This is a genomic window from Delftia sp., assembly GCF_059499305.1.
In genome coordinates this window covers 1-25,289 of sequence record NZ_JCABYI010000034.1, presented here as the reverse complement: position 1 = coordinate 25,289, position 25,289 = coordinate 1, and the positions used below count along the sequence as shown (strand labels likewise).

General features: G+C 67.9%; 24 protein-coding genes. 14 read left to right on the top strand and 10 right to left on the bottom strand.

The features are described from left to right. Positions 1-37 precede the first annotated feature (37 nt). Positions 38-172 carry a hypothetical protein gene (locus AC5I49_RS24545; RefSeq protein WP_495790031.1) on the top strand — a complete coding sequence of 45 codons (135 nt, stop codon included), beginning with the start codon at positions 38-40 and terminating at the stop codon, positions 170-172. A 36-nt stretch (positions 173-208) separates the two neighbouring features. Here the strand turns inward: AC5I49_RS24545 and AC5I49_RS24540 are convergent, their stop codons facing one another. Then, entirely contained in the window at positions 209-490 is a 282-nt protein-coding gene (locus tag AC5I49_RS24540) for a DUF2798 domain-containing protein (RefSeq protein WP_016447604.1), read from the bottom strand. Between the two features lie 144 nt (positions 491-634). Here AC5I49_RS24540 and AC5I49_RS24535 point away from each other — a divergent pair, with 144 nt between their 5' ends. Then, complete coding sequence (locus tag AC5I49_RS24535) at positions 635-1,579, top strand: LysR family transcriptional regulator (protein ID WP_043791855.1); 945 nt, start codon at positions 635-637, stop codon at positions 1,577-1,579. Positions 1,580-1,587: 8 nt separating this feature from the next. Here the strand turns inward: AC5I49_RS24535 and ppsR are convergent, their stop codons facing one another. Further along, entirely contained in the window at positions 1,588-2,409 is an 822-nt protein-coding gene (gene ppsR, locus AC5I49_RS24530) for a posphoenolpyruvate synthetase regulatory kinase/phosphorylase PpsR (RefSeq protein ID WP_016447602.1), read from the bottom strand. A 208-nt stretch (positions 2,410-2,617) separates the two neighbouring features. Here ppsR and ppsA point away from each other — a divergent pair, with 208 nt between their 5' ends. The 4 genes from ppsA to AC5I49_RS24510 all read left to right on the top strand — a co-directional run bounded on the left by ppsA (position 2,618) and on the right by AC5I49_RS24510 (position 8,175). Beyond that, positions 2,618-5,008, top strand: a complete 2,391-nt coding sequence (gene ppsA, locus AC5I49_RS24525; protein ID WP_016447601.1) for a phosphoenolpyruvate synthase — start codon at positions 2,618-2,620, stop codon at positions 5,006-5,008. Between the two features lie 17 nt (positions 5,009-5,025). After that, a complete protein-coding gene (locus tag AC5I49_RS24520; protein WP_034364173.1) occupies positions 5,026-5,373 on the top strand; it encodes a DUF4212 domain-containing protein in 348 nt (115 codons plus the stop codon). Beyond that, entirely contained in the window at positions 5,366-7,456 is a 2,091-nt protein-coding gene (locus AC5I49_RS24515) for a VC_2705 family sodium/solute symporter (protein WP_016447599.1), read from the top strand. Before AC5I49_RS24520 ends, AC5I49_RS24515 begins: the two co-directional genes overlap by 8 nt. A gap of 203 nt (positions 7,457-7,659) precedes the next feature. Then, complete coding sequence (locus AC5I49_RS24510; RefSeq protein WP_016451268.1) at positions 7,660-8,175, top strand: hypothetical protein; 516 nt, start codon at positions 7,660-7,662, stop codon at positions 8,173-8,175. Positions 8,176-8,307: 132 nt separating this feature from the next. Here AC5I49_RS24510 and AC5I49_RS24505 read toward each other — a convergent pair whose 3' ends face one another. The 3 genes from AC5I49_RS24505 to AC5I49_RS24495 all read right to left on the bottom strand — a co-directional run bounded on the left by AC5I49_RS24505 (position 8,308) and on the right by AC5I49_RS24495 (position 10,343). Continuing rightward, entirely contained in the window at positions 8,308-8,661 is a 354-nt protein-coding gene (locus AC5I49_RS24505) for an FKBP-type peptidyl-prolyl cis-trans isomerase (RefSeq protein ID WP_012206859.1), read from the bottom strand. Between the two features lie 79 nt (positions 8,662-8,740). Continuing rightward, positions 8,741-9,046, bottom strand: a complete 306-nt coding sequence (locus AC5I49_RS24500; RefSeq protein WP_012206858.1) for a winged helix-turn-helix transcriptional regulator — start codon at positions 9,044-9,046, stop codon at positions 8,741-8,743. A 220-nt stretch (positions 9,047-9,266) separates the two neighbouring features. Then, positions 9,267-10,343: a Bug family tripartite tricarboxylate transporter substrate binding protein gene (locus AC5I49_RS24495; protein WP_047218187.1), complete on the bottom strand. Its 1,077-nt coding sequence runs from the start codon at positions 10,341-10,343 to the stop codon at positions 9,267-9,269. 372 nt (positions 10,344-10,715) lie between these two features. Here AC5I49_RS24495 and AC5I49_RS24490 point away from each other — a divergent pair, with 372 nt between their 5' ends. The 6 genes from AC5I49_RS24490 (at position 10,716) to AC5I49_RS24465 (ending at position 17,866) form a co-directional block, all read left to right on the top strand. Further along, on the top strand, positions 10,716-11,354 hold the full coding sequence (locus tag AC5I49_RS24490; RefSeq protein WP_473209977.1) for a PepSY-associated TM helix domain-containing protein: 639 nt from the start codon (positions 10,716-10,718) through the stop codon (positions 11,352-11,354). Between the two features lie 20 nt (positions 11,355-11,374). Then, positions 11,375-11,902: a DUF2271 domain-containing protein gene (locus tag AC5I49_RS24485; RefSeq protein WP_016447595.1), complete on the top strand. Its 528-nt coding sequence runs from the start codon at positions 11,375-11,377 to the stop codon at positions 11,900-11,902. A 186-nt stretch (positions 11,903-12,088) separates the two neighbouring features. Continuing rightward, the gene (locus tag AC5I49_RS24480) at positions 12,089-12,907 is read left to right on the top strand and encodes a DUF4198 domain-containing protein (RefSeq protein ID WP_495790030.1); all 819 of its coding nucleotides are present in this window, start codon (positions 12,089-12,091) and stop codon (positions 12,905-12,907) included. A 41-nt stretch (positions 12,908-12,948) separates the two neighbouring features. Then, a complete protein-coding gene (locus AC5I49_RS24475; protein WP_495790029.1) occupies positions 12,949-14,025 on the top strand; it encodes an FAD:protein FMN transferase in 1,077 nt (358 codons plus the stop codon). A gap of 45 nt (positions 14,026-14,070) precedes the next feature. Then, a complete protein-coding gene (locus AC5I49_RS24470; protein WP_016451272.1) occupies positions 14,071-15,456 on the top strand; it encodes a sulfite reductase subunit alpha in 1,386 nt (461 codons plus the stop codon). A 229-nt stretch (positions 15,457-15,685) separates the two neighbouring features. Then, positions 15,686-17,866: a TonB-dependent receptor domain-containing protein gene (locus AC5I49_RS24465; RefSeq protein ID WP_047326686.1), complete on the top strand. Its 2,181-nt coding sequence runs from the start codon at positions 15,686-15,688 to the stop codon at positions 17,864-17,866. Here the strand turns inward: AC5I49_RS24465 and AC5I49_RS24460 are convergent. The 3 genes from AC5I49_RS24460 to gabT all read right to left on the bottom strand — a co-directional run bounded on the left by AC5I49_RS24460 (position 17,854) and on the right by gabT (position 21,754). Beyond that, positions 17,854-18,831 (bottom strand): ketopantoate reductase family protein, encoded by a 978-nt coding sequence (locus AC5I49_RS24460; protein WP_160851802.1) that lies wholly within the window; start codon positions 18,829-18,831, stop codon positions 17,854-17,856. The two genes, AC5I49_RS24465 and AC5I49_RS24460, sit on opposite strands and share 13 nt — an antisense overlap. Positions 18,832-18,936: 105 nt before the next feature. Beyond that, the gene (locus tag AC5I49_RS24455; protein WP_392449944.1) at positions 18,937-20,394 is read right to left on the bottom strand and encodes an NAD-dependent succinate-semialdehyde dehydrogenase; all 1,458 of its coding nucleotides are present in this window, start codon (positions 20,392-20,394) and stop codon (positions 18,937-18,939) included. Between the two features lie 31 nt (positions 20,395-20,425). Beyond that, a complete protein-coding gene (gene gabT, locus AC5I49_RS24450; protein ID WP_034364165.1) occupies positions 20,426-21,754 on the bottom strand; it encodes a 4-aminobutyrate--2-oxoglutarate transaminase in 1,329 nt (442 codons plus the stop codon). Positions 21,755-21,910: 156 nt separating this feature from the next. Here gabT and pdxR point away from each other — a divergent pair, with 156 nt between their 5' ends. Next, on the top strand, positions 21,911-23,419 hold the full coding sequence (gene pdxR / locus AC5I49_RS24445; RefSeq protein WP_016447587.1) for a MocR-like pyridoxine biosynthesis transcription factor PdxR: 1,509 nt from the start codon (positions 21,911-21,913) through the stop codon (positions 23,417-23,419). A 77-nt stretch (positions 23,420-23,496) separates the two neighbouring features. Beyond that, a complete protein-coding gene (locus AC5I49_RS24440) occupies positions 23,497-24,003 on the top strand; it encodes a GNAT family N-acetyltransferase (protein ID WP_016447586.1) in 507 nt (168 codons plus the stop codon). A gap of 131 nt (positions 24,004-24,134) precedes the next feature. Here the strand turns inward: AC5I49_RS24440 and AC5I49_RS24435 are convergent, their stop codons facing one another. Next, the gene (locus tag AC5I49_RS24435; protein ID WP_016447585.1) at positions 24,135-24,614 is read right to left on the bottom strand and encodes a CYTH domain-containing protein; all 480 of its coding nucleotides are present in this window, start codon (positions 24,612-24,614) and stop codon (positions 24,135-24,137) included. A 151-nt stretch (positions 24,615-24,765) separates the two neighbouring features. After that, a partial coding sequence (locus AC5I49_RS24430) for a sigma-70 family RNA polymerase sigma factor (protein ID WP_495790028.1) occupies positions 24,766-25,289 on the bottom strand: 524 nt, incomplete at its 5' end.

Genomic DNA, 25,289 nt, shown 5'->3' with positions numbered 1-25,289 from the left:
GATCTGTTACCCATGTCCTTGTACTGATGTGTCACCTATGAGTGTGAGTCGTACCCAGGGCGATCTGATGGCCATGTTCTTTGGCGAGCGCAAACCGGGCCTGGCCGAACTGCCGGGATGGCGCGAGCTGGTGGCGGGCTTGCCGCGCTTGGCAGTGCAGACACTGGCCTGAGCGGCCCAGGCCCTGGAAAGAGCCGGCCGGGCCGCCTCAGAGATGCACGGTGGCGGCCACCAGCCTGCCCACCAGCGGACGCACCACCATCACGCAGACAAAGGCCACGGGCATGGCCAGCACATAGGTCTGCATCACGCGCCGCAGGTAGTCGGCGCCCAGGCCGCTGTTGGCGCCGACGATGGCGCAGCACATCAGAAACGCCATGATGGCCGACATGTAGAAGGCAAAGACGATGGGCGCGAAGCGGCGGTGCAGCTTGCGGCTGCGCGGCGCCGCAGGGGTTGCGGGAGCGATGGAGGCAGAGGTATCGGGCATGAAGGCGTATCCGGTCAGGCCGCTTGTCGATTCGGCGCGGCAAGTGCGCAACTGTAGGCAAGGCCCGGGCCGCCGTGTAGAGGGCTGCAGCTTGGTGCACTCGTAAGCTATATTGATGAATTGATTTTTCATCCATAGGTTTTTGTGCCTAATCTGCGCTCCATCGAGACCTTCGTCAAAGCCCTGGAAGGCGGCTCCATCGCCTCGGCCGCGCGCCAGCTGGGTATTTCTCCTGCAGCGGCCAGCCAGAACATCGCCCGGCTGGAGCGCGAACTGGGCACGCGCCTGATCACGCGCACCACGCGCTCCATGGCGTTGACCGAAGCCGGCGAGCGCTATCTGGCGCGCGTGGGCCCTGTGCTGCAGGAGCTGGAAAAAGCGCAGTCCGACCTGTCGCAGCTGCATGGCGAACTGCAGGGCCGGCTGCGCATCGCCTGCATGGCCGCCTTTGGCCGTCATGTGCTGGCGCCGCTGCTGCCGGCCTTTGCCGCGCGGCATCCCCGGCTGGAGCTGGAGTTGCTGGTGGTGGACCGGCAGGTGGATGTGCTCAAGGAAGACGTGGACATCAGCGTGCGCTACCGCGATGTGCTGGAGCCCGGCATGGCCGTGCGCCAGCTGGCGGCCGTGCCGCGCGTGCTGTGCGCCTCGCCGGCCTACCTGCAGGCCCACGGCAGGCCGCAGACCGCGCAGGACCTGCTCGACCATGCCTGCCTGCTGTACCGGCGCGAGGCCGATGGCCGCTTCATGCGCTGGCCGTTTTCACGCGACGGCAAGCGCGTGGACCCGCAGCTGCGCGTGACCGCCATCGCCAGCGATGTCGATGCACTCACCGAAATGGCCGTGGCCGGTGGCGGCATCGTCTGGATCGGCAGCTTCATCGCCCACCGCTACATGCGCGAAGGGCTGCTGCAGCCGCTGGCCCTGGGCCCGGCGCGCAAGGGGCAGCTGCACTTCGATGACACCACGCTGGATTTCTTCGCCTGCTTTCGCGACCGCCAGTACGTGCCGACCAAGGTGCGTGCCCTGGTGGACTATCTGGTCGAGACGCTGCCGCAGCAGCCCATGCTGCGCTGGAACGCCTCGGCCTGAGACCGGGTTCAGTGCCCCAGGTGCTGGGGCAGGACTTCCTGCAGGATCGTGGTGGCGATTTCCTCGATGGACTTGGTGGTGCTGGACAGCCACTGGATGCCGCTGCGGCGCATCATGGACTCGGCCTCGGCCACCTCGTAGCGGCAGTTGGCAAGGCTGGCGTACTTGGAGTCGGGCCGGCGCTCGTTGCGGATGCTGGACAGGCGCTGGGGGTCGATGGTCAGGCCGAACAGCTTCTTGCGGTAGGGCACCAGGGCGGGCGGCAGCTGCTTGCGCTCGAAATCCTCGGGAATCAGCGGGTAGTTGGCCACCTTGAGACCGAACTGCATGGCCAGGTACAGGCTGGTGGGCGTCTTGCCGCTGCGCGAGACGCCCACCAGGATCACGTCGGCGCCCGTCAGGTCCTGGTGGGTCTGGCCGTCGTCATGGGCCAGCGTGTAGTTGATGGCCTCCATGCGCTCCAGGTATTCCTTGCTTTCGCTGATGTCGGCGAAGCGGCCCACGCGGTGCAGCGACTTCTGGCCCAGCTCCAGCTCCAGCGGCCGCACGAAGGTGCCGAACATGTCGAATACCTTGCCCTTGCATTGGCTCTCGATCAGGTCGAGCATGTCCTGGTTGACCAGGGTGGTGAAGACGATGGGCTTGTGGCTTTCCGACTCGGCCACATGGTTGATCTGCCGCACGGCCTGGTGGACCTTGTCCATGGTGTCCACGAAGGGGATGCGGACCAGGCGCGACTTGGTGTCGAACTGGGCCATGATGGCCGTGCCAAAGGTCTCGGCTGTAATGCCAGTGCCATCGGAGATGACGAAGATGGTGTGGGTGTGCATGGTGGTCGGGCTCTGGACAGGGGGCTGCCGTCGGTTCACGGCAAACGCCTACAATGGCGCCCATTATTCCCAATTTCCCATCCATGCTCGCTGCCGGCCTCCAACCAGAACAGCAAAGCCTCGCGCACGCCTGCGTGGGTGGATCGACCGTGCCCGGCTTTGGCAGCCGGGGCGGCGCACTACGGTTTTCAACTTCTGGAGCTTTCCCATGTCTCAACTGTTCGAGGCCACCGCCCTCGTCGTTCCGTTTGAACAACTGAGGATGACCGATGTCGAGTCCGTAGGCGGCAAGAACGCCTCGCTCGGCGAAATGATCTCGCAGCTGCCGCAGGGCGTGCGCGTGCCCACGGGCTTTGCCACCACGGCCCATGCCTTCCGCCAGTTCCTGGCCCACGACGGCCTGGCCGACAAGATCAGTGCCAAGCTGGCCGCCCTCGACGTGGAGGATGTCCGCGCCCTGGCCCAGGTGGGTGCCGAGATCCGTGCCCTGGTCGAGAACCAGCCCTTCCCGGCCGATCTGGAGCAGGCCATCCGCGAGGAGTTCGTGCGCCTGCAGGGCGGCAACGAGGCGGCCTCGTTCGCCGTGCGTTCCTCGGCCACGGCCGAAGACCTGCCCGACGCCTCGTTCGCCGGCCAGCAGGAAACCTTCCTGAACGTGGTGGGCATCGAGTCGGTGCTGCACAAGATGAAGGAGGTGTTCGCCTCCCTGTACAACGACCGCGCCATCTCCTACCGCGTGCACAAGGGCTTTGCCCATGACGTGGTGGCCCTGTCGGCCGGCGTGCAGCGCATGGTGCGCTCCGACCTGGGCGCGGCCGGCGTGATGTTCACCATCGACACCGAATCGGGCTTCGAGGACGTGGTCTTCATCACCTCCAGCTACGGCCTGGGCGAGACCGTGGTGCAGGGCGCCGTCAATCCTGACGAGTTCTATGTGCACAAGCCCATGCTCAAGGCCGGCAAGAAGGCCCTGATCCGCCGCAACCTGGGCTCCAAGCTGATCCAGATGGTCTTTGCCTCGCCCGAGGAAAAGGCCGCCAGCGGCAAGCTTGTCAAGACCACCGACGTGGCCCATGAGCTGCGCAACCGCTACTCGCTGTCCGACGAGGACGTGCAGCAGCTGGCCCACTATGCCCTGGTCATCGAGCAGCACTATGGCCGCCCCATGGACATCGAGTGGGGCAAGGACGGCACGGACGGCCAGCTCTACATCCTGCAGGCCCGCCCCGAGACCGTGAAGAGCCAGGCCAAGGGCCAGGCCGAGCAGCGCTACGCGCTCAAGGGCACGGGCAATGTGCTGGCCGAAGGCCGCGCCATCGGCCAGAAGATCGGCACGGGCCCGGTGCGCCTGGTCAATGACATCGCCAACATGGACCAGGTCCAGCCCGGCGACGTGCTGGTGACCGACATGACCGATCCCAACTGGGAGCCGGTGATGAAGCGCGCCTCGGCCATCGTCACCAACCGTGGCGGCCGTACCTGCCACGCGGCCATCATTGCGCGCGAACTGGGCATTCCGGCCGTGGTCGGCTGCGGCAACGCCACCGATCTGCTCAAGGACGGCACCCTGGTCACCGTCAGCTGCGCCGAAGGCGATACCGGCAAGATCTATGACGGCCTGATCGAGACCGAGGTCACCGAGGTGCAGCGCGGCGAGATGCCCGCCATCAAGACCAAGATCATGATGAACGTGGGCAACCCCCAGCTGGCCTTCGACTTCGCCCAGCTGCCCAACGAGGGCGTGGGCCTGGCCCGCCTGGAGTTCATCATCAACAACAACATCGGCGTGCACCCCAAGGCCATCCTGGACTATCCCGCCGTGGATGCCGACCTCAAGAAGGCCGTGGAGTCCGTGGCCCGTGGCCATGCCTCGCCGCGCGCCTTCTACGTGGACAAGGTCGCCGAAGGCGTGGCGACGATTGCCGCCGCCTTCTGGCCCAAGCCCGTGATCGTGCGCATGTCGGACTTCAAGTCCAACGAGTACCGCAAGCTCATCGGCGGCAGCCGCTACGAGCCCGAGGAAGAGAACCCCATGCTGGGCTTCCGTGGCGCGGCGCGCTACATCTCCGAGGACTTCGGCGAGGCCTTCCGCATGGAGTGCGAGGCACTGCGCCGCGTGCGCGAGGACATGGGCCTGACCAACGTGCAGATCATGATTCCCTTCGTGCGCACGCTCAAGCAGGCCGAGCGCGTCACCCAGCTGCTGGCGGCCAACGGCCTCAAGCGCGGCGACAACGAACTCAAGCTCATCATGATGTGCGAGGTGCCCTCCAACGCCATCCTGGCGGACGAGTTCCTCGAGTTCTTCGACGGCTTCTCCATCGGCTCCAACGACCTGACCCAGCTCACGCTGGGCCTGGACCGCGACTCCGGCCTGGAGCTGCTGGCCGCCGACTTCGACGAGCGCGACCCCGCCGTGCGCAAGATGCTGTCGCGCGCCATCAAGGCCTGCCTGGACCAGGGCAAGTACGTGGGCATCTGCGGCCAGGGCCCATCCGACCACCCGGACTTCGCCCAATGGCTGGCTGACGAAGGCATTGCCTCCATCTCGCTGAATCCCGACAGCGTGGTCGCCACCTGGCAGCGCCTGGCGCAGTAAGGGCTGGCAGCGTCGCCATGCATACGCCGGACGCGCACTTGCATGACGACGCAGTCGGGGGACCGTCCGAAGGCGAGACCTTCGCCCCCGACCTGCACGACATCCACCATCTGTGGCTCAAGGCCGTGCTGCTCGCGGTCTGGGTCGCCGTCTCCTTCGGTGCCTGCTACTACGCACGCGACCTGCAGGCGCTGGTCCCCGACTGGCCGCTGGCCTACTGGTTCGCGGCCCAGGGGGCAGTCCTGATGTTCCTGGCCATCGTCATCGTCTATTGTCTGTCCATGGACCATTTCGAGCGCCGCGAGGCCCGGGCCGCTGCCCCGTCTGAACCCGCCGCCCCGCCGTCGCCTCCCGGCCATGGCTGAGCGCTCGCTGCTGACGGCCGCCTCCCGCTGGCGGCTGCACCGCATCGTGGCCCTGTACACGCTGGGCGTGCTCGGCTTTCTGGCCCTCATGTTCTGGGCCGAGCAGCAAGGCCTGTCGCGCCACTGGATAGGCCCCATCTTCCTGTTCTTCACCGTCATGGTCTACGCGGCCATCGGCGTGTACCTGCGCACCAGCGATCCCGAGGAGTACTACGTCGCGGGCCGGCGCATCCCGCCCTTCTACAACGGCATGGCGGCAGCGGCGGACTGGGTCAGCGCGGCGTCCTTCATCAGCCTGTCGGGGGCGCTGTACCTGCAGGGCTTTGCCGGCGTGCCGGGGCAGGCCGGCGGACTGGCCTACCTGCTGGGCTGGACGGGCGGCTTTTGCCTGGTCGCCATGCTGATCGCGCCGCACCTGCGGGCGATGAAGCTCTACACCATTCCCGACTTCTTCCAGCAGCGCTACGGCGGGCGCTGGCCGCGCGTGATCGCGGCGCTGGCTGCCGTGACCTGCTCGTTCACCTATGTGGTGGCCCAGATCTACGGCGTGGGGCTCATTGCCTCGCGGCTGACGGGCGTGCAGTTCGAGATCGGCATCATGCTGGGCCTGGGCGGCGTGCTGCTGTGCTCCTTCCTGGGCGGCATGCGTGCCATCACCTGGACCCAGGTCGCGCAGTACGTGGTCATCCTGCTGGCCTTTCTGATCCCCGTGTCCTGGCTGGCCTACCGGCAGATGGGCAATCCCGTGGCGCCGCTGGCCTATACGGCCCAGCTCGGCCAGATCGCGGAGATGGAGCAGCGCCTGCTGGACTCGCCGGCCGAACAGGAAGTGGTCGCCGCCTACCGCCTGCGCGCCGAGGTGCTGGAGGACAAGCTCAAGGACGTGCCGCGCGTGCTGGCCGCCGAGCGCCAGCAGCTGTCCGAGCGCATACGCGATCTGCGCACGCGCAGCGGCGACATTGGCGCCATCATGGCGGCCAGCCGCGAACTGGCCGCCATGCCGCGCGACGAAGCGACTGCGCGCGCCCTGTGGACACGCCAGCTGCAGGAGATGCGCGAGCGCGAGAAGCCGCTGGGCGGCATTCCGCTGCACAGCCTGCCCTTTGCCGGCAACCCCGATGGATCGGCCGAGGAACGTCAGGTCTACGAGGACAGCCGGCGCAACTTCCTTGCGCTGATGTTCTGTCTCATGGCCGGCACGGCAGGCCTGCCGCATTTGCTCACGCGCTACTACACGGCGCCCTCGGTGTCGGGGGCGCGGGCCTCGGTGGGCTGGACGCTGTTCTTCATCGGCGTGCTGTACATGAGCGCGCCGGCCCTGGCCGTGCTGGTCAAGTTCGAGGTCATGAACAACCTGGTGGGCATACGCTTCGATGAATTGCCCACCTGGATGGCGCAGTGGGCCCGGGTCGATGCCTCGCTGCTGGCCGTGGAAGACGTCAATGGCGACGGTGTCCTGCAGTTCGGCGAGATCCGCATGGGCGCCGACCTCATCATGCTGGCCACGCCCGAGCTGGGTGGCATGCCCTACGTGGTCTCGGGCCTGGTCGCGGCGGGCGGCCTTGCCGCCGCGCTGTCCACGGCCGATGGCCTGCTGCTGACCATCAGCAATGCGCTGGTGCGCGACTTGTACTTTCGCGCGCGGCGGCGCCGCGCCTCGCCCGAGCAGCGCGTGATCCTGTCCAAGTTCGCGCTGCTGGTAGTGGCGCTGTCGGCCGCCTTCGTGGCCTCGCGCCGTTCCTCGGACATCCTTCCCATGGTCACGGCCTCGTTCTCGCTGGCGGCATCGGCCTTTGTTCCGGCCATGGTGCTGGGCATCTTCTGGCGCGGCACCACGCGTCGCGGGGCGGTGGCCGGCATGCTGGCCGGCCTGGGCATCACCGTCTACTACATGGTCTCGCACGTGCCCGCGCTGCAGCCTGTGTTGCCCGAGGCGCTGCATGCCCGCCTGTGGTGGGGCATACAGCCGATTTCCTCGGGTGTCTTTGGCGTGCCGGCGGGCCTGCTGGTGACCTGGCTGGTCAGCTGCCTGGACCCGCGCCGGCGCGCTGCGGCGCGCTCCGTGCCAGGGCGCGTGGCCTGAAGCGGCATGGGCTCCATGGGCCGACGACATTGCCAACGAAATTGCCAACGAAATTGCCAATTTTTGTCTTGATGGCAGATCTGGATCAGTCCCGGCCCAACTGAAGCCCGCGCGTGCTGGAAAACCCGCTTTTGGGAGCCGGAGGCTCATGACACGCTGCGAGCCGTGTCCGATCCGATCCCCTGCAGAAAATTGCGTCCGCCATGCATCTTGTGAAAACGTCCGCCGGCCAACAGGCATTCAAGGAACGCCATGCCGATCTCTCTCCCCGGCTGCGCTCGGCCTTTTTGCTGTTTGACGGCCAACGCAGCGTGGCGCAGGTGCTGCAGGCCGTTGCCGGCATGGGCGTGACCCAGGACGAAATCCTGGCGCTGGTGGAGCGCGAATGGCTGGCGCCCCGCGATGCAGCCGAACCCCGGCTGGGCGTGGTCGCCGTTGCGGCGCCTGCCGTCACTGCTGCCGCCGCATCGCCGGCCCAGCCTGCCGGCGATGCGTCTGCGCCATCCGAGCCTTCGCTGGCCGTGCGCTACCGCAACGCCTATCCGCTGGCGGTGGCCATCACGGCCAATATGGGGCTCAAGGGATTCCGGCTCAACCTGGCCGTGGAGGCTGCCATGGGCTACGACCAGCTCGTGGCGCTGGCCCCGCGCCTGCGCGAGGCTGCCAGCCCCGCCAGCTATGTGCCGCTGCACGAGGCGCTGTTCGGCAAAGCCCCCTGAGCGAGAGGCCGCCCCCACGCTGTCCTTGCCGCGCAAGGTCCGATGCTCCTGGGGGCTCTTGGGACGGTCCGCAAATGAAAAAAGGCAAGGCGCCTTCGCGCCTTGCCCTTGCGTGGGCCAGCGGGTGCAGGCTCAGACGGCCAGCAGCTCCACGTCGAACTTCAGCGTGGCGTTGGGCGGGATCACGCCGCCAGCGCCGCGTGCGCCGTAGCCCAGTTCGGCCGGGATGATCAGGGTGCGCTGGCCGCCCACCTTCATGCCTTGCACGCCTTCGTCCCAGCCCTTGATCACCATGCCGCCGCCCAGGGGGAAGACGAAGGGATCGTTGCGGTCCTTGCTGGAGTCGAACTTCGCGCCTTGCACGCCGTTGTTGTAGAGCCAGCCCGTGTAGTGCACGGTCACGCTGCGGCCGCGCTGGGCCTCGGCGCCGTCACCCACGACGGTGTCTTCATACTGCAGGCCGGATGCGGTGGTGGTGAAAGCCATGGTGGTATTCCTTGAGAGAGAAACGGTGGGGGAAAAAGACTGTCCGGCGGCAAGAGGGCGAAGGGCCTGGCCGCAAGAATCACTTCTTGGCGCGCGCGGCCACCCAGCGGTTGGCGAATGCCTGCACATCGGACAGGCGCTTGAGCAGGTCCTGGCCGGCCAGCGTCACGGTATAGCCGTCGGAGCCATGCTCCAGCAGCCCGCATTCGCGCAGTTCCTTGATGCGGGTGTTCAGCGTGTTGGGCGTGATGCCGCCCACGCTGTCTTGCAGCAGTCGAAAGGTCTGAGGATGGCCGTCACGCAAAGCCCACAGCACGCGCAACGCGTAGCGGCATTCGAGTTTCTCGAACAGCTGGTTGATGGCGGCGTTTTCCTTGGAGCTCATGACGCTTCTCCTTGCGCAATGGTGTGTGTGAGCCGGCGGGGGCATCCGGGTGGGACGCGCGCCGAGCCAAGTCCCGGGGAACTATAGCTCTGGATCCATTCTGCTACAAGTTTGGTAGCTCAAAACCCACAGCGGCAATGCGCTTCGCTAGAGGAATACGCGAATCTCCGAACCAGTGTTGCAGGCCCGCCACGCAACCTGCCCGCTGGACTTCGGTTTCTCAGCTCTTGAGTTTGAGCAGATAGGTCATGACGCTGGCCGTGGTGTGCTCCAGCTCCAGAAAGCCGCTGAAATCGCGGCCTGCCTGCCACGAAGGCTCCCAGCGGTTCTGCCGCAGGGCGCGCTGCCAGCTTTCGTGCTGGGTCGCCTGCTCCACGGCGCCCAGCAGGGCCTGGGCGCGTGCGGCGCTGACCTGCTTGCCCGTGAAGACGGCGCGCCAGTTGGCCATGTCGGCATCCAGTCCCTGTTCGCGGAACGAGGGCAGGCCGAACAGGCTGCGGCGCGAAGACACGCCAATGGCGCGCAGCCTGCCGCTGGCCAGGGCTTCGCTGAACTCGCTGTAGCCGGACACACCCATGCGCGCTTCGCCCTTGAGCAAGGCCTCTACCACCTGGGCGCCGCCCGGAAAGGGCTTGTAGACCAGTTGCTCGGGCGCCGCTTTGGCGGCGCGCGTGAGCAGGCCGGCAAACATGTGGTCCACGCCGCCGGCCGAGCCGCCCGCAAACGACTGGTGGGCCAGATCGCTGCGCAGCGCGGCGACCAGGTCCTTGGCATTGCGGATGGGGGAGTCGGCAGGCACGGCCACTACCAGATAGTCGCTGGTCAGGCGGGCAATCGGCTGCACGTGCGACATGTTCACGGCCGGCTTTTGCAGCGCCACGGCACCGACCATGACCATGCCGCCGATCAGCAGCGCATCGGGGTCCTGGCCATGGCGTTCGACAAACTGTGCCAGGCCGATGGTGCCGCCCTTGCCGCCCAGGTTTTCATACTCCACGCGATCTGCCGCGCCGCAGGCCACCAGGGCCGCGCCCAGTGCGCGGCCGGTCTGGTCCCAGCCGCCCCCGGCATTGGCCGGAATGACGATGCGCAGGCTGGCGGCCACGCGCTGGCCCCCGGCGGCAGCGCGCGGCGCATGGGCCGCAGGCGTTGCAGCGGGCGGCGCGGCATGGGCCAGCGGGGAGCACAGCATGGCCAGGGCTGCGCCCTGTGCCAGCAGCTGGCGGCGGTTCTGGCGCGTGCCGTCACCGGAGTGGGCGGCGTTGGCAGTGGTTTGCGAAAAGCTCGGAAGGCGCATGCAGTCTCCAATCGGGTTCGCGCGCCATTGTGGGCGCAAATGAATCAGAAAAGCAGATTATGTAAGCATGTGCGTCAGCTAGTTGACATAACGCAGGCTGTCTGGCGGCATGGGTGCCAGATGCTTCAGGCGAGGGCCCACCGACGGTGCATCGCTGTCCCGGGATGCGTGGGGGCATGCGCGCTCCGGGGGCAAGGAGCGGAGATGGAGCGCCGTGACACAGATGTCGATTAAGCCGGTAAAGCTTGTGTAAATGCGATCAATTCTTATTCGTGGGCGGTAGAATCCCCCGGCCTTTTTCTTTCCTGTGCTCCCCGTGGCCGCCGCCGTGATGGTTGTGGCCGCGTGGTGCTGCCGCCTGCCTCTGTTGCGATGACATCCCCCAAACCGGACCCTCGGCGCCGTTCCTACTGGCTCAAGACACTGCACGAGTGGCATTGGGTCAGCTCTGCGCTGTGCCTGATCGGCATGCTGCTGTTCGCCGTCACGGGGTTCACGCTCAACCATGCGGGGCAGATCGAGTCCAAGCCGCGCATCGTGCGCGGCGAGGCGGCATTGCCGGACGCGCTGCGCGTGCAGCTGGTCCGGCAGCAGGCCAGCCAGTCGCGCGACCGTGCTCCCGTGCCTGCGCCATTTGCGGACTGGGTGCGCGGCCAGTGGGGGCTTGAAGCCGAGGGCCGCGAAGCCGAATGGACGGCCGACGAGCTGTATGTGTCCCTGCCTCGCCCCGGCGGCGATGCCTGGGTGCGCGTGGCCCTGGCCGATGGCGAGGCCGAATACGAGCGCACCGACCGGGGCTGGATCGCCTATCTGAACGATCTGCACAAGGGCCGCAACACGGGCGCTGCCTGGAGCTGGTTCATCGATATCTTTGCCGCAGCCTGCCTGGTGTTCTCCGTCACCGGGCTGTTCATCCTGAAGATGCACGCGGGCAACCGTCCCTTCACCTGGCCCATGGTCGGCATGGGGCTGGTGATTCCCATGCTGCTGGCCCTCCTGTTGATCCACTGAGAACCGAAAGAGCCTTGCCTATGAATCCGCACTTCTCTCTGCGCTACACCATGGCGCTTGGCGCCTGCCTGGGCGCGGCCCCGGCCTTTGCCGCCGGCCTGAACGTGGGCGTGGAGGTCCCGCGCCTGGATGTCGCCGAGTACCACCGCCCCTATGTGGCCGTGTGGATCGAGCGCGCCGACGCCTCGGTGGCCGCCACGCTGTCGGTCTGGTACGACGTGAAGATGCGCAATGCCGAAGGCACGAAGTGGCTCAAGGACATGCGCCAGTGGTGGCGCCGCACGGGCCGCGACCTGACGCTGCCCATCGATGGCGTGACCAGCCCCACGCGTCCCGTGGGCAAGCACCAGCTGAGCTTCACCGAAGGCGCCAACCCCTTCGCCAAGCTGCCGCCCGGCGAGTACAAGCTCGTGGTCGAGGCCGCGCGCGAAGTCGGCGGCCGCGAAGTGGTCACCGTGCCCTTCAAGTGGCCTGCCGCCAAGGCCGAGCAACTGAGCGCCAAGGGCAGCAGCGAGCTGGGCGAGATCAGCGTCGAGCTCAAGCCTTGAAATTGAAACCCCCTGAGGCCTTGCGCGTCTTCCCCCTCACGAGGCGGGTGACGCCATTGCTGCGGGGCGGCGCGGCCGGCCAGGCCCTTGCCCGGCATCCCTGAACTGGGCCCTGCATGTGGGCGGGCCACGCATCTTGCGGGGCACCCATGTGCCAGCCCCATCCACGAACCAAGGAGAATCTTCATGAAGTCCAAGACCCGCTTTGCCATCCGTCTGGCGGCCAGCCTCGCCATTGCCTGCGGCGCCTTCCAGGCCGCCCAGGCCCACAACCTGTGGCTGCTGCCCTCGACCACGGTGCTGTCCAAGGCCGAATGGATCACGGTGGATGCCGCCGTCTCCAACGACCTGTTCTTCTTCAACCACGTGCCGCTGGGCCTGGACAACCTCGTTGTCTCGGCGCCGGACGGCTCGGCCGTCGCGCCGCAGAATGCCCATCGCGGCAAGCTGCGCAGCGTGTTCGACCTGGACCTGCAGCAAAGCGGGACCTACCGCCTGGCCATCGTCAACGACGGCCTGTTCGCCTCCTGGAAGGACAAGGCCACGGGCCAGAACCGCCGCTGGCGCGGCTCGCCCGAGAAGTTCGCCGCCGATGTGCCCGCCGACGCGCAGGACCTGAAGGTGACCCAGTCCGTGGGCCGCATCGAGACCTTCGTGACCGTGGGCAAGCCCAGCGCCGTCAAGCCTTCGGGCAAGGGCCTGGAGCTGGTGCCCGTGACCCATCCCAACGACCTGGTCAAGGGCGAGAAGGCCACCTTCGCCTTCCATGTGGACGGCAAGCCCGCCGCCAACCTGGAAGTCGTGCTGGTGCCCGGCGCCACGCGCTACCGCGACAGCAAGGGCGAGATCAAGGCCACGACCGACGCCAAGGGCGAGTTCAGCGTGACCTGGCCCACCGCCGGCATGTACTGGGTGGACGCCGACGCCCAGGACAACAAGACCTCGCTGCCCCAGGCCAAGGAGCGCCGCCTGTCCTATGTGGGCACGTTCGAGGTGCTGCCCTGAGCCTTGCGTCCCCACCCGGGGTCCCGCCCGCGCCTGCGCCCGTGCGCGTGAGCTTCGCGCCCGCCCTGTTGCAGGGCAGCGCAGGCCGGGGCCTCGCCGCGCCTGTGCCCACGGGCGTGGCGTCCTTTGCCGTCTCCGGCTACGCGCCGCAGGCCGTGCGGCGGGCAGACCCCGCCGCGCTGCAAACACTCACCGGCGAGGCCATGGGCACGATCTGGAGCGTGCGCCTGTACAACCCGGGTTTCCGCCCGCTCGATGAGGCGCGCCAGGCCATAGAGGCTGCGCTGGCCCTGGTCGTGCGCCAGATGAGCAACTGGGAGGCTGATTCCGACATCTCGCGCTTCAACCGCGCAGAGGCGGGCAGCTGGCATGTGCTGCCTGCCGAATTCTTCACCGTGCTGACCTGTGCATTCGATTGGGCGCAGGCCAGTGGCGGCGCCTGGGACCCCACCGTGGGGCCGCTGGTCGAGCTGTGGGGCTTCGGCCCGCGTGCGGAAAAGGCGCAGGGCGCCAGCATCCCCGATGCCGATGCACTGCGGCGGGTGCGCGAGCGCGTGGGCTACAAGCGCATCGTGCTGGACCTGAAGGGCCGGCGCGCGCTGCAGCCCGGCGCCGTGCATGTGGACTTCAGCGGCATTGCCAAAGGCTATTCGGTGGACCTGGTCACCGAGCACCTGCAGGCGCTGGGCCATACCGATTTCCTCGTCGAGGTGGGCGGCGAGCTGCGGGCCTGCGGTCAGCGCCCTGGCAACCAGCCCTGGCGCGTGGCCGTGGCCAGCATGGCGGACCAGTCCACGCCGCTGGCGCTGCCGTTGCGCGACATGGCCATCGCCACCTCGGGCGACCACTGGCATGCCTTCGAGCAGGGCGGGCGCCGCTACTCCCACACCATCGATCCGCGCAGCGGCGAGCCCGTGGCGCACGGCCTGACCAGCGTCACCGTGCTGCATGCCGAATGCATGCAGGCCGACGCCCTGGCCACCGTGCTCACCGTGCTGGGGCCGCGTGCGGGCCTGGACTTTGCCGAGCAGCACGGCGTGGCCGCACTGCTGTGCGAGCGCACGGCGCAGGGCCCTGCCATGGCGATGACCACGGCGTTTGCCGCGCTGGCGCCGTGAGCGCCCCTATCCTTTTCTGCGCCGTGTAGATTTTCCAGTCACGCCATGTTCCTGTCCGAATCCGGGCTGCGCATACTCGCAGCCGCTGTCCTGGTACTGCTGTATGTGGTCATGTGCGCCGCCATCTGGTGGCGCGAGCGCCGCCAGCGCGCGCGGGCGCAGCACGAAGCCGCGGCGCTGGCCTCGGCGCGCGAGGGCGCGCTCCCCCTGCTTGTGGCCTATGCCAGCCAGACGGGCCAGGCAGAGGAGCTGGCACGCGAGACTGCGCGGCTGCTGCATACGGCCGGTGAGAGCGTGCATCTGTGCGCCCTCGATGCCGTTGATGTGAAGCTGCTGGCGCAGACCCAAAGGGCGCTGTTCATCGCCAGCACCTATGGCGAGGGCGATCCGCCCGACAACGCGGCCCTGTTCCTGGCGCACTCCATGGCGCAGGCGCAGGACCTGTCCCATCTGCAATACGGCCTGCTGGCGCTGGGCGACCGGCAGTACGCGCAGTTCTGCGGCTTTGGCCGCGCGCTGGACGGCTGGCTACGCGCCGCAGGCGCCAGCCCCTGGTTCGAGCGCATTGAAATGGACAACGGCGCGCCGCAGGCGCTGACTGCCTGGCAGCACCAGCTGACCCAGATCAGCAGCCTGGGCGACATGCCGGCATGGGAGCAGCCGGTCTTCAGCGAATGGACGCTGGCCGCGCGCCGGCACATGAACCCGGGCAGCGCAGGCGAGCCGGTGTTCCACATCGAGCTGCAGCCTCCTGCAACGGAGCCGGCGCTGTGGGAGTCCGGCGACCTGGCGCAGGTCTGCATTCCTGCGGACCCGCAGCATCCGCGCGAGTACTCCATCGCCTCCATCGCCCAGGATGGCTGCGTGCACCTGCTGATGCGCCAGGCGCGGCGCGAGGATGGCTCGCCGGGCCTGGCCTCGGGCTGGCTCACGCAGGGCGCGCCCCTGGGGGCAGCCATCACCCTGAGGCTGCGTGCGCACCGCAATTTCCGGCTGGAAGACAACCTGCAGCGCCCGCTGGTGCTGATCGGCAACGGCACGGGTCTGGCCGGCCTGCGCAGCCACCTGCGTGCGCGTGCCGCAGCAGGCCTTGGGCCCAACTGGCTGCTGTTCGGCGAGCGCAATGCCGCGCATGACCGGCTCTATGGCGACGAGCTTCAGGCCTGGTGCGAGGGCGGCGTGCTGCAGCGCCTGGACCTGGCTTTCTCGCGCGATCGCAGCGAAGGCGCACCGCGCGCCTATGTGCAGGACCTGCTGGCGCAGTCCGGCGATGTGCTGCGCCAATGGGTGGCGCAGGGCGCAGCCATCTACGTGTGCGGCAGCCTGCAGGGTATGGCCCAGGGCGTGGACCAGGCGCTGCACGCCGTGCTGGGTGAGGCGCAAATGGACCAGCTGGTGCGCAGCGGCCGCTACCGGCGTGACGTGTATTGAGGTGGTGCGAGCAGCTTGCGCCAGCGCAAGCATTGGTGCCGTCAGCGCTTTCTGCTCCTAGGAACGTAGCATCCGTGCGACAGATAAATCCTATTGTGATCATGAGAATGGAAATGATTCTCAATGTTCATATAATTTCGTTACATATCCCCATCCCATCGCATAACCAAAGATTTCAAAGCGAGTTGCACGGGCCTCACAGCCCGTTTTCCGTTTCTGGAGTGTTTGCATGTCGTATCGCGATCTGCGCGGCGTTCTTCCGTCGCGTCCTTCCCCTCTGGCCCTCCTGGTGGCCGCCATCTGTGCTTCGGGTGCCGCATCGGCACAGACCCCATTGCAAAGCAATGCGGCTGCCGCCACCGAGTTGCGCGAAGTCGTGGTCTCTGCCTCGGGCTTCGAGCAGGACATCAAGGAGGCGCCGGCCTCCATCACCGTCATCCCGCGCGAGGAACTGGCCAAGGGCCGCTTCGGCAGCCTGACCGACGCGCTGGAGAGCGTGGAAGGCATCGACGTAGGCGCCCCCGCGGGCAAGACCGGCGGCCTGAACATCAGCATCCGCGGCATGCCCAGCGACTACACGCTGGTGCTGATCGACGGGCGCCGCCAGAACTCGGCCGGCAATGTCACGCCCAACGGCTTTGGCGAGACGCAGACCAGCTTCATGCCGCCCATCGGCGCCATCGAGCGCATCGAGGTCATCCGCGGCCCCATGTCCACGCTCTACGGCTCCGACGCCATGGGCGGCGTGATCAACATCATCACGCGCAAGGTCGGCAAGACCTGGACGGGCAGCGTCAGCGCCGACTACACGCTGCAGCAAGAGTCGGAGTTCGGTGATATCAAGTCCGGCAAGTTCTACCTGAGCGGCCCCATCAAGGAGGACCTGCTGGGCCTGTCGATCCGCGGCAGCACCCAGCGCCGGGCCGCTTCGGACATCACCTATGCGGGCGCCAACGGCCAGCCAGCCGTTCCCATCATGGGCGGCAACCCCGTCAAGTCCGAGATCAACAACCTGGGCCTGCGCCTGGCGCTCACGCCCAACAGGTACCACGACATCACGCTGGACCTGGACTCGGGCCGCCAGACCTATGACAACTCGCAGGGCCAGTTGGGCACGCTGGGCACGGGAGGCTACAGCCCCGAGCAGAAATACAACCGTGACCAGCTCACGCTGGCCCATACCGGTCGCTACGGCTTCGGAACCTGGGACACCAGCTTCATGGTCAACCGGACCGAGACCATCGGCCGGACCATTCCCCGGGGAACCCCGGGCGCGACGCCAGGTGCCGCGCGCACGCTGGAGGTGGAAAGCAAGGTGCTGGACAGCAAGCTGGTCCTGCCCTGGGGTGCCCACCTGACCACGCTGGGCGGCCAGTGGTGGGATGCCGAGATGAAGGACGGCGTGGCGCCGAACAAGTTCGCCTTCACGCAGAAGGCCCTGTTTGCCGAGGACGAATGGAGCCTGACCGACGCCTTCAAGCTCACCATGGGCGCGCGCTATGACCGCCACAGCCTCTTCGGCGGCAAGCTCAGCCCGCGTATCTACGGCGTGTGGAATGCCGCGCCGCAGTGGACCGTGAAGGGCGGCGTCAGCAACGGCTACAAGACGCCGCGCGTGGAGCAGCTGGCGCCCGGCATCAACGGCTTCGGCCAGCAGGGCCGCCTGCCGCTGGTGGGCAGCCCCAACCTCAAGCCAGAAACCAGCCGCACCACCGAACTGGGCGTCTATTTCGACAGCCCCACGGGCTTTGCGGGCAGCGCCACGGTGTTCAACAACGAGTTCAAGGACAAGATCACCAGCGGCCCGGGCCTGATCAACTGCGACTTTGCGGCAGCGCCCAATCGCCCCGGCTGCGTGAGCTTCGGCGACTGGCCGCTGGTGGATGCCTTCGGCCAGTCCATCAACGTGGACGAGGCCGTCACGCGTGGCCTGGAGCTGAGTGCGCGCATGCCGCTGGCGCGCGGCTGGAACGCCAGCGCCAACTACACCTTCACCAAGAGCGAGCAAAAGAGCGGCCCCAACCGTGGCAACCCGCTGAGCGACACACCCAGGCACGCGCTCAACGCCCGCCTGAACTGGGAGCCGGGTGCCCAGTGGAACCTGTGGCTGCGCGCCGAGTACCGCAGCGAGCGCTACCGTGACCCCGGCACCAGCGCCAGCTCCCAGGCCGCCAAGGCCGCGCTGGGCAACTACAAGGCCTATACCCAGTTCCACCTGGGCGGCAGCTACCGCGTGAGCAAGCAGTTCACCATCAACGCGGCCATCTACAACCTGTTCAACAAGGATTTCGTGGACTACCAGCCCTACAACGTACCGGGCCAGGTCCAGGGCACCGTGATCTTTGGCAACCGCTACGCGAACAACCAGGAAGGCCGCCGCCTATGGGTGTCTGCCAACTACGAGTTCTGAGGCGGGTTCCGGGGCGCCTGGCTGGCCTGCACGCGTGAAGGGGCCAGCCTGACCAGCACCTGCAGCGTGCGGTTCAGCGGCACGGGCACGCCCAGGGCCTCGCCGCGCCGCACCACGTAGCCGTTGAGGTGATCGATTTCGCTGGGCTTGCCCAGCGCCAGGTCCTGGGCGGTGGACGAAAACTGGCCCGGCATGGTGGCCGGCAGGCCGCGCACGGCAGCGGGCACGTCGCCGGGCAGGGCCACGCCGTCGGCCCTGGCCACGGCCAGGCATTCGGCCACCACGTCGTCCACCACGTCCGTCACGCCGGGCGACTGCACCAGCGGGCCGTAGGGCAGCTGGCACAGCGCCGACAGCGCGTTGTAGGCGCAGTTGATCACCAGCTTGGCCCACAGCGCGCCGCGCACGTCGGGCGATACCTGCACGGCAATGCCTGCCTTGCCAAACTGCAGGGCCACCTGTTCACTGAGTGCAGACGGCGCAATGACCAGCTCGCCGCGGCCGAAATGGCGCACATGGCCGGGGCCGGCCATGGCCGTGGCCACGTAGACCACGGCGGCGGCCACGGCCACGGACGGGCCCAGCACGGCGCGCACGCGCTCGTCGTTGTCCACGCCGTTTTGCATGGTCAGCACCAGGGTGCCCGGCGCCAGGTGCGGCTGCATCTCGCGGGCTGCCTCCTCGGTGGCCGTGGACTTGACGCAGAACATCACCACATCGGCATCGCGCACGGCGCTGGCCTCGGTCGATGCCTGCATGGGCACCTGGATGTCCAGCGTCGCCGTCTCCAGCCGCAGGCCATGCTGCTGCACGGCCTGCACATGGGCGGGGCGGCCGATCAGCGTGACCTGGTGGCCGGCGCGCGCCAGCAGCGCGCCGAAATAGCAGCCCACGGCGCCTGCGCCCATGACGGCGATGCGCAGCGGTTCGGAAGGAGAGGGGAGGCGGGCGGAAGAAGCGTCCATGGTGCAGATCGGATGGGCCTTTGATGGCGCCCAGTCTAGCCAGGCTGCCGTCGAAGGCCCATGCCGTCTTCCCTGCCGGGTGCCATTGCGGACGTCAGGCAACCCTCATGCCGTCTGCAGGCACAGGTACTTGGTCTCCAGGTATTCCTCGATGCCGTGGCGCGAGCCCTCGCGGCCCAGGCCGGACTGCTTGACGCCGCCGAAGGGCGCGACCTCGTTGGAGATCAGGCCGGTGTTGATGCCCACCATGCCGTACTCCAGCGCGCGCGACACGCGCCAGATGCGGCGGTTGTCGTTGGTGAACAGGTAGGCGGCCAGGCCGTAGATGGTGTCGTTGGCGCGGCGCACCACCTCGTCCTCGTCATGGAAGCGGAACAGCGGCGCCAGCGGGCCGAAGGTCTCTTCCTCGCAGACTTGCATGCTGTCGTTCACATCGGCCAGCAGCGTGGGCTCGAAGAACAGCTGGCCCGGCACCGGGCGCCTGCCGCCCGCCAGCAGGCGCGCGCCCTTGGACAGCGCATCGGCCACATGGCTTTCCACCTTCTGCACGGCCGCCTCGTTGATCAGCGGGCCATGGGTCACGCCGGGCTCCAGCCCATTGCCGACCTTGAAGCCCGCCATGGCACGGGCCAGGCGGCGGGCCAGTTCGTCGTGGATGCCGTCCTGCACATAGATGCGGTTGGCGCACACGCAGGTCTGGCCGGCGTTGCGGAACTTGGAGGCCACGATGCCGGCCACGGCCTGGTCGATGTCGGCATCGTCAAACACGATCAACGGTGCATTGCCGCCGAGCTCCAGCGACAGCTTCTTGACCGTGTCGCTGCACTGGCGCATCAGCAGCCGCCCGGTGGCCGTGGAGCCCGTGAAGCTGAGCTTGCGCACCACGGGGCTTTGCGTCAGCGCCTGGCCGATGTCCTGCGGATGGCCGGTCAGCACCTGGAAGACGCCGGCGGGAATGCCGGCCTCCTCGGCCAGCACGGCCAGGGCCAGGGCCGTGAAGGGCGTGCTTTCGGCCGGCTTGACCAGCATGGTGCAGCCGGCGGCCAGCGCCGGGCCGGCCTTGCGCGTGATCATGGCGGCCGGGAAATTCCAGGGCGTGATGGCGGCGCACACGCCAATGGGCTCGCGCAGCGTGAGCAGCTGCTGGCCTGCGTTGGGCGACTGCAGCAGCTCGCCGTCCACGCGCTTGCCTTCCTCGGCAAACCATTCGATGAAGGAGGCCGCATAGGCGATCTCGCCGCGCGCCTCGGCCAGGGGCTTGCCCTGCTCCAGCGTCATCAGCCGCGCCAGATCGTCCTGGTGCGCCAGCATCAGGTCGAACCAGCGGCGCAGGATACCGGCGCGCTGCTTGCCCGTCAGCGCGGCCCAGGCGGGCAGGGCGCGCTGTGCGGCGGCAATGGCGGCCTCGGCCTCGCCGGCCTGCAGGGCGGGTACCTGGCCCAGGCGTTCGCGGGTGGCGGGATTGAAGACATCGATGGCGGGGCCGGAGCCCACGGGGTGCCAGCCCTGGGCAAGCAGGCAGGCCTGGCGGAACAGATCGGGGCGTTGCAGTGAAAGACTCATGGTGCGGGAAGGCTCAGGCTGTGGAATGGATTCAGGCCGCGACCGGCTGGGGCGCGGTCTGGGTGATGGCGTTGGCGATGATGTCCAGCGCCTTGCCGAACAGCGGCTCTGGAATCGTCAGCGGATAGAGGAAGCGGATGGCGTTGCCGTACAGGCCGCAGGTCAGCAGCAGCAGGCCTTGCTGCTGCGCACGCTGAACGATGGCGGCCACGCGCTGCGCGTCCGGCGCACCGCTGCCGGGAATGTGGAATTCCACGGCCAGCATCGAGCCCAGGCCGCGCACTTCGGCGATGCCGGCATCCTGCGTCTGCAATGCCTGCAGGCGCGAGCGCAGCTGGCTGCCCAGTGCCAGGGCGCGCTCGCACAGCCGTTCTTCATCGATCACGTCGAGCACGGCATGGGCCGCGGCCACGGCCAGCGGGTTGGCGGCATAGGTGCCGCCCAGGCCGCCGGGATGGGGGGCGTCCATGATGGCCGCGCGGCCGACCACGCCCGAGATCGGCAGACCGCCGCCCAGGCTCTTGGCCATGGTGATCAGGTCGGGCCGCACGCTGTAGTGCTCCATGGCAAACAGCTTGCCCGTGCGTGCAAAGCCGGTCTGCACCTCGTCGGCGATCAGCAGCATGCCGTGCTGGTCGCACAGCTGGCGCAGGCCCGTGAACAGCGCGGCAGGCACGGGGTTGAAGCCGCCTTCGCCCTGTACGGGCTCCACGATGATGGCTGCCACGCGCTGCGGGTCCACCGAGGTCTTGAGCAGCATGGCAATGGCGTCCAGCGACTGCTGCACGCTGATGCCCTGCACATCGCTGGGAAAGGGCGCGTGGAAGACTTCGCCCGGCATGGGGCCGAAGCCCTGCTTGTAGGGCGCCACCTTGCCCGTCAGCGCCATGCCCAGCTGGGTGCGGCCGTGGAAGGCGCCCTGGAAGGCGATCACGGCCGAGCGGCCCGTGGCATGGCGGGCGATCTTGACGGCGTTTTCCACCGCCTCGGCGCCCGTGGTGAAGAAGGCGGTCTTGGCCGGGCCGTCGATGGGCGCCAGTGCATTGATGCGCTCGGCCAGCGCGATCGCGCTTTCATAGGGAACGATCTGGAAGGCCGTGTGCGTGAAGCACTCCAGCTGGCGCTGCACGGCCTGCACCACGCGCGGATGGCGGTGGCCCGTGTTGAGCACGGCAATGCCGGCCGCGAAGTCGATGTACTGGCGGCCCTCGGCATCGGTCAGCAAGGCGTTGTCGGCCTGCACGGCATGGAAGCCGCACATCACGCCCACGCCGCGCGGCATGGCGGCGGTGCGCCGGCTCTGGAGTTGCTGGTTGACGGACGAGGCTCTGGTGGTGTCGTTGGTGGCGGCGCTGGACATGGGAAGGTCTCCGTTGAGGTGGCTGCAATGCTTACGGTTATAGTGGCGATTGGTTCCATGAATGGAGCCATCTTTTGAAAAGATGATGGTGCCAATCGAGTTCGCCACCATCGCTTCCACAAGGCAGGCAACGCAGGCAACGCAGGCAAGGCAGACATGGCAAAACCCTCCGTGTGCGCGGACCTCATCCTCCAGATGGACTGGCGCGGGCTGGGCGGGGACCGCGTCCGCCTGAACCGGGCCCTGTACCTGGCGCTGCGCCAGGCCGTGGACAGCGGGGCCCTGTTGCCGGGCAGCCGCCTGCCGGCCTCGCGCGACCTGGCCCGCGAGCTGGATGTGTCGCGCAACACCGTCAACCATGCCTATGAGCAGCTGCAGGTGGAGGGCTATGTGCGCAGCCAGGTCGGGCGTGGCACGCAGGTGGTCGACACCCTGCCTGCGGCCATGCTGCTGAGCGGCGGACGTGCACCCGCCCGCCGCGCTGCCGCCGCAGCGCCTGCGCCTGGCGGCGGCCTGTCCGTGCAGGCACAGGCCTTGCTGAAAACCGCCCAGGCTTCGGAGCAGCAATGGGGCGCCTTCATGCCTGGCGTGCCCGACGTGACGCAGTTCCCGCGCGCCGCCTACGCGCGCATCCACAACCGCCTGCTGCGACACGCCGGGCCGCAGCTGCTCACCTATGGCACGCGCGGCGGCGTGGAGGCGCTCAAGCAGGCGCTGGCCGAGCACCTGCGCGTGGCGCGCTCGGTGAACTGCGCAGCCGACCAGGTGCTGATCACAGAAGGCGTGCACCAGGCCATCGACCTGGTGGTGCGCAGCCTTGCCGACCCTGGCGACTGCGTCTGGATGGAGGAGCCGGGCTACTGGGGCATCGCCAACGTGTTGCGCATGCAGCACGGGCTGAGCCTGCACAGCGTGCCAGTGGACGAGGAGGGCATGCATCTGCCGGACGGCCTGCCCGTGCCGCGGCTGATCTTCGTCACTCCCTCGCACCAGTACCCGCTGGGCGCCGTCATGAGCATGGCGCGGCGCCGCGCGCTGATCGCCTACGCGCGCCGGGTGGGGGCCTGGATCGTCGAGGACGACTACGACAGCGAATTCCGGTTCTCCGGCAGCCCCGTGCCCAGCATGCAGGGCATGGAGGAGGACGCGCCCGTCATCTACATAGGCACCTTCAGCAAGACCCTCTACCCGGGACTGCGCATGGGCTACATGGTGCTGCCCCCGACCCTGGCCGAGCCGCTGCGCCGCATCCATTCCGAGCTGTACCGAGAGGGTCACCAGCTGCCGCAGCAGGTCATCGCCGAACTGATCGTGGAAGGCCACTACGCCGCCCACATCCGCAAGATGCGCCTGCTCTACGGCAAGCGCCGCCGCATGCTGATGGCCTTGATCGAGCGCTATCTGGGCGCCGACCACCTGCCCTGGGTAGACAGCGGCGCGGGGCTGCATTTCGTGATGCAGCTGCCCGGGCAGGACGATGATGTCGTGCTCGCCGAGGACCTCCGGCAGGCCGGCATCTTCGTCAAGCCGCTGTCGCGCTACTACGCGGGTCCGCACCGGCGGCGTGGCCTGCTGCTGGGGTATGCCTGCGTTTCCGAGGAAGAGATAGGCGCAGCCTTCTTCCGCATGCTGGCAGTGCTCGGAGCCCGGCATGGCCGGCGCTGAGGCCCGGGCCGGACCATCCGGCCGGGCGCCGCCTTGGCTCCCGACGCCAACCCTTTTTGTCTGCCTAAGGACGCACCATGATCTCCATCCGCCCCGTTGAACCCCATGAATGGCCGCAGTACCGGGATATCCGCCTGCGTGCCCTGCGCGATGCGCCCGACGCCTTCGGCAGCACCTGGGAGTCGGAGGCCGCAAGGGTTGACGCGGACTGGGCTGCGCGGCTGCAGGCCGCCGTTGCCGGCGGCAGGGACAGGGTGCTCTTCGCCGTCAACGGCGGCCAGGCCTGCGGCCTGCTCTGGTGCAAGCTGTGTGCCCCCGAGCCCGGCGTGGCCGATCTCTTCCAGATGTGGGTCGATCCCGCCGTGCGTGGCCGGGGTGCGGGCCAGGCCCTGCTGGCCCAGGCCGTCGCCTGGGCCTGGCACAAGGGCATGCAGCGTGTGCGGCTGGGTGTGACCGATGCCGACTCTCCCGCCATGCGCCTGTACCTGGCGAACGGCTTCCGGCCTGTGGGCGGGCTGCAGCCGCTGCGCGAGGGCTGCGAACTGCGCGTGCAGACGATGGCCCTGGACCGGGCCGGCGGCTGAGCCGCTGCACAGCGCAGGAAGTTCCGGCAGTCAGTCCCTGCGGCCTCTGTCGCCCCCTGGTGGCCCCCGTAGCCCCCCGTAGCCCCCCGTAGCCCCCCGTAGCCCCGGGGCGTCCACAAGGCCGTCCTGCATCAGCCCGGCAGCACGGCCGGTGAAGGCACCTGCCGGGTCTTGGCCAGTTGCGCGTTGCTGTAGCGAAGATCAGCGGTGACCTCCGCTCCCAGCCAGGCGGGCGAGGGCGGCTGGATATCCTCGCTGGCCAGTTCGATCTCGGCCGTGACCAGCCCGGCCAGCGGGCCTTCGAATACATCGACCTCGAAGTCGAAGCCGTCCACCGTCACGATGTAGCGCACCTTTTCGAGTGCGCCATGCGCGCAGTGCTGGGCCAGCAGCGTCTCGGCGTCGGCCAGCGGAATCCGGTATTCGAATTCGGCGCGGCTCATGCCGCGTGCCGGCCCCTTGAGCGTGAGAAATCCGGCGTCCCCGGCGATGCGCACCCGCACCCACATGCCGTTGTCGGCGATGTATCCCTGCGCCATGCGCACGCCGGTCAGGCCGGTCACGACGCCGGGGTCGGCCACAAGGTATTTGCGTTCGATTTCGAGAGCCATGCTGATGCCCTTGCAGACAAAGGCGGCAGTCTATCGCGCCACCATCGCCCTGCCCGGCAGATGGCCGGCCACAAACAAAAAGCCCCGCAGGGGAGTGCGGGGCTTTCCAGGGGGGCGGTTGCCGGCCCGGGGGGGCGGCATCCACAGCGCCTTACAGCGAGTCGATGAAGCTGCGCAGCTTGTCCGAGCGGCTCGGATGCTTGAGCTTGCGCAGGGCCTTGGCCTCGATCTGGCGGATGCGTTCGCGCGTGACGTCGAACTGCTTGCCCACTTCTTCCAGCGTGTGGTCGGTGGACATTTCGATGCCGAAGCGCATGCGCAGCACCTTGGCTTCGCGCGGGGTCAGGCCGTCGAGGATGTCCTTGACCACGTCGCGCAGGCCGGCCTGCATGGCGGCGTCCACGGGAGCGGTGTTGTTGGTGTCCTCGATGAAGTCGCCCAGGTGCGAATCGTCGTCGTCGCCGATCGGCGTTTCCATGGAGATCGGCTCCTTGGCGATCTTCATGATCTTGCGGATCTTGTCTTCCGGGATCTCCATCTTGGCCGCCAGGATGGACGCATCGGGCTCGAAGCCGAACTCCTGCAGATGCTGGCGCGAGATGCGGTTCATCTTGTTGATGGTCTCGATCATGTGCACCGGGATACGGATGGTGCGCGCCTGGTCGGCGATCGAGC

What these genes read in the sequence shown, in the direction of transcription:
- AC5I49_RS24545 (WP_495790031.1), top strand. Translation starts at nt 38, where the DNA reads ATGAGTGTGAGTCGTACCCAGGGCGATCTGATGGCCATGTTCTTTGGC.
- AC5I49_RS24540 (WP_016447604.1), bottom strand. Translation starts at nt 490, where the DNA reads ATGCCCGATACCTCTGCCTCCATCGCTCCCGCAACCCCTGCGGCGCCG.
- ppsR (WP_016447602.1), bottom strand. Translation starts at nt 2,409, where the DNA reads ATGCACACCCACACCATCTTCGTCATCTCCGATGGCACTGGCATTACA.
- ppsA (WP_016447601.1), top strand. Translation starts at nt 2,618, where the DNA reads ATGTCTCAACTGTTCGAGGCCACCGCCCTCGTCGTTCCGTTTGAACAA.
- AC5I49_RS24520 (WP_034364173.1), top strand. Translation starts at nt 5,026, where the DNA reads ATGCATACGCCGGACGCGCACTTGCATGACGACGCAGTCGGGGGACCG.
- AC5I49_RS24515 (WP_016447599.1), top strand. Translation starts at nt 5,366, where the DNA reads ATGGCTGAGCGCTCGCTGCTGACGGCCGCCTCCCGCTGGCGGCTGCAC.
- AC5I49_RS24510 (WP_016451268.1), top strand. Translation starts at nt 7,660, where the DNA reads ATGCATCTTGTGAAAACGTCCGCCGGCCAACAGGCATTCAAGGAACGC.
- AC5I49_RS24505 (WP_012206859.1), bottom strand. Translation starts at nt 8,661, where the DNA reads ATGGCTTTCACCACCACCGCATCCGGCCTGCAGTATGAAGACACCGTC.
- AC5I49_RS24500 (WP_012206858.1), bottom strand. Translation starts at nt 9,046, where the DNA reads ATGAGCTCCAAGGAAAACGCCGCCATCAACCAGCTGTTCGAGAAACTC.
- AC5I49_RS24495 (WP_047218187.1), bottom strand. Translation starts at nt 10,343, where the DNA reads ATGCGCCTTCCGAGCTTTTCGCAAACCACTGCCAACGCCGCCCACTCC.
- AC5I49_RS24490 (WP_473209977.1), top strand. Translation starts at nt 10,716, where the DNA reads ATGACATCCCCCAAACCGGACCCTCGGCGCCGTTCCTACTGGCTCAAG.
- AC5I49_RS24485 (WP_016447595.1), top strand. Translation starts at nt 11,375, where the DNA reads ATGAATCCGCACTTCTCTCTGCGCTACACCATGGCGCTTGGCGCCTGC.
- AC5I49_RS24480 (WP_495790030.1), top strand. Translation starts at nt 12,089, where the DNA reads ATGAAGTCCAAGACCCGCTTTGCCATCCGTCTGGCGGCCAGCCTCGCC.
- AC5I49_RS24470 (WP_016451272.1), top strand. Translation starts at nt 14,071, where the DNA reads ATGTTCCTGTCCGAATCCGGGCTGCGCATACTCGCAGCCGCTGTCCTG.
- AC5I49_RS24465 (WP_047326686.1), top strand. Translation starts at nt 15,686, where the DNA reads ATGTCGTATCGCGATCTGCGCGGCGTTCTTCCGTCGCGTCCTTCCCCT.
- AC5I49_RS24460 (WP_160851802.1), bottom strand. Translation starts at nt 18,831, where the DNA reads ATGGACGCTTCTTCCGCCCGCCTCCCCTCTCCTTCCGAACCGCTGCGC.
- AC5I49_RS24455 (WP_392449944.1), bottom strand. Translation starts at nt 20,394, where the DNA reads ATGAGTCTTTCACTGCAACGCCCCGATCTGTTCCGCCAGGCCTGCCTG.
- gabT (WP_034364165.1), bottom strand. Translation starts at nt 21,754, where the DNA reads ATGTCCAGCGCCGCCACCAACGACACCACCAGAGCCTCGTCCGTCAAC.
- pdxR (WP_016447587.1), top strand. Translation starts at nt 21,911, where the DNA reads ATGGCAAAACCCTCCGTGTGCGCGGACCTCATCCTCCAGATGGACTGG.
- AC5I49_RS24440 (WP_016447586.1), top strand. Translation starts at nt 23,497, where the DNA reads ATGATCTCCATCCGCCCCGTTGAACCCCATGAATGGCCGCAGTACCGG.
- AC5I49_RS24435 (WP_016447585.1), bottom strand. Translation starts at nt 24,614, where the DNA reads ATGGCTCTCGAAATCGAACGCAAATACCTTGTGGCCGACCCCGGCGTC.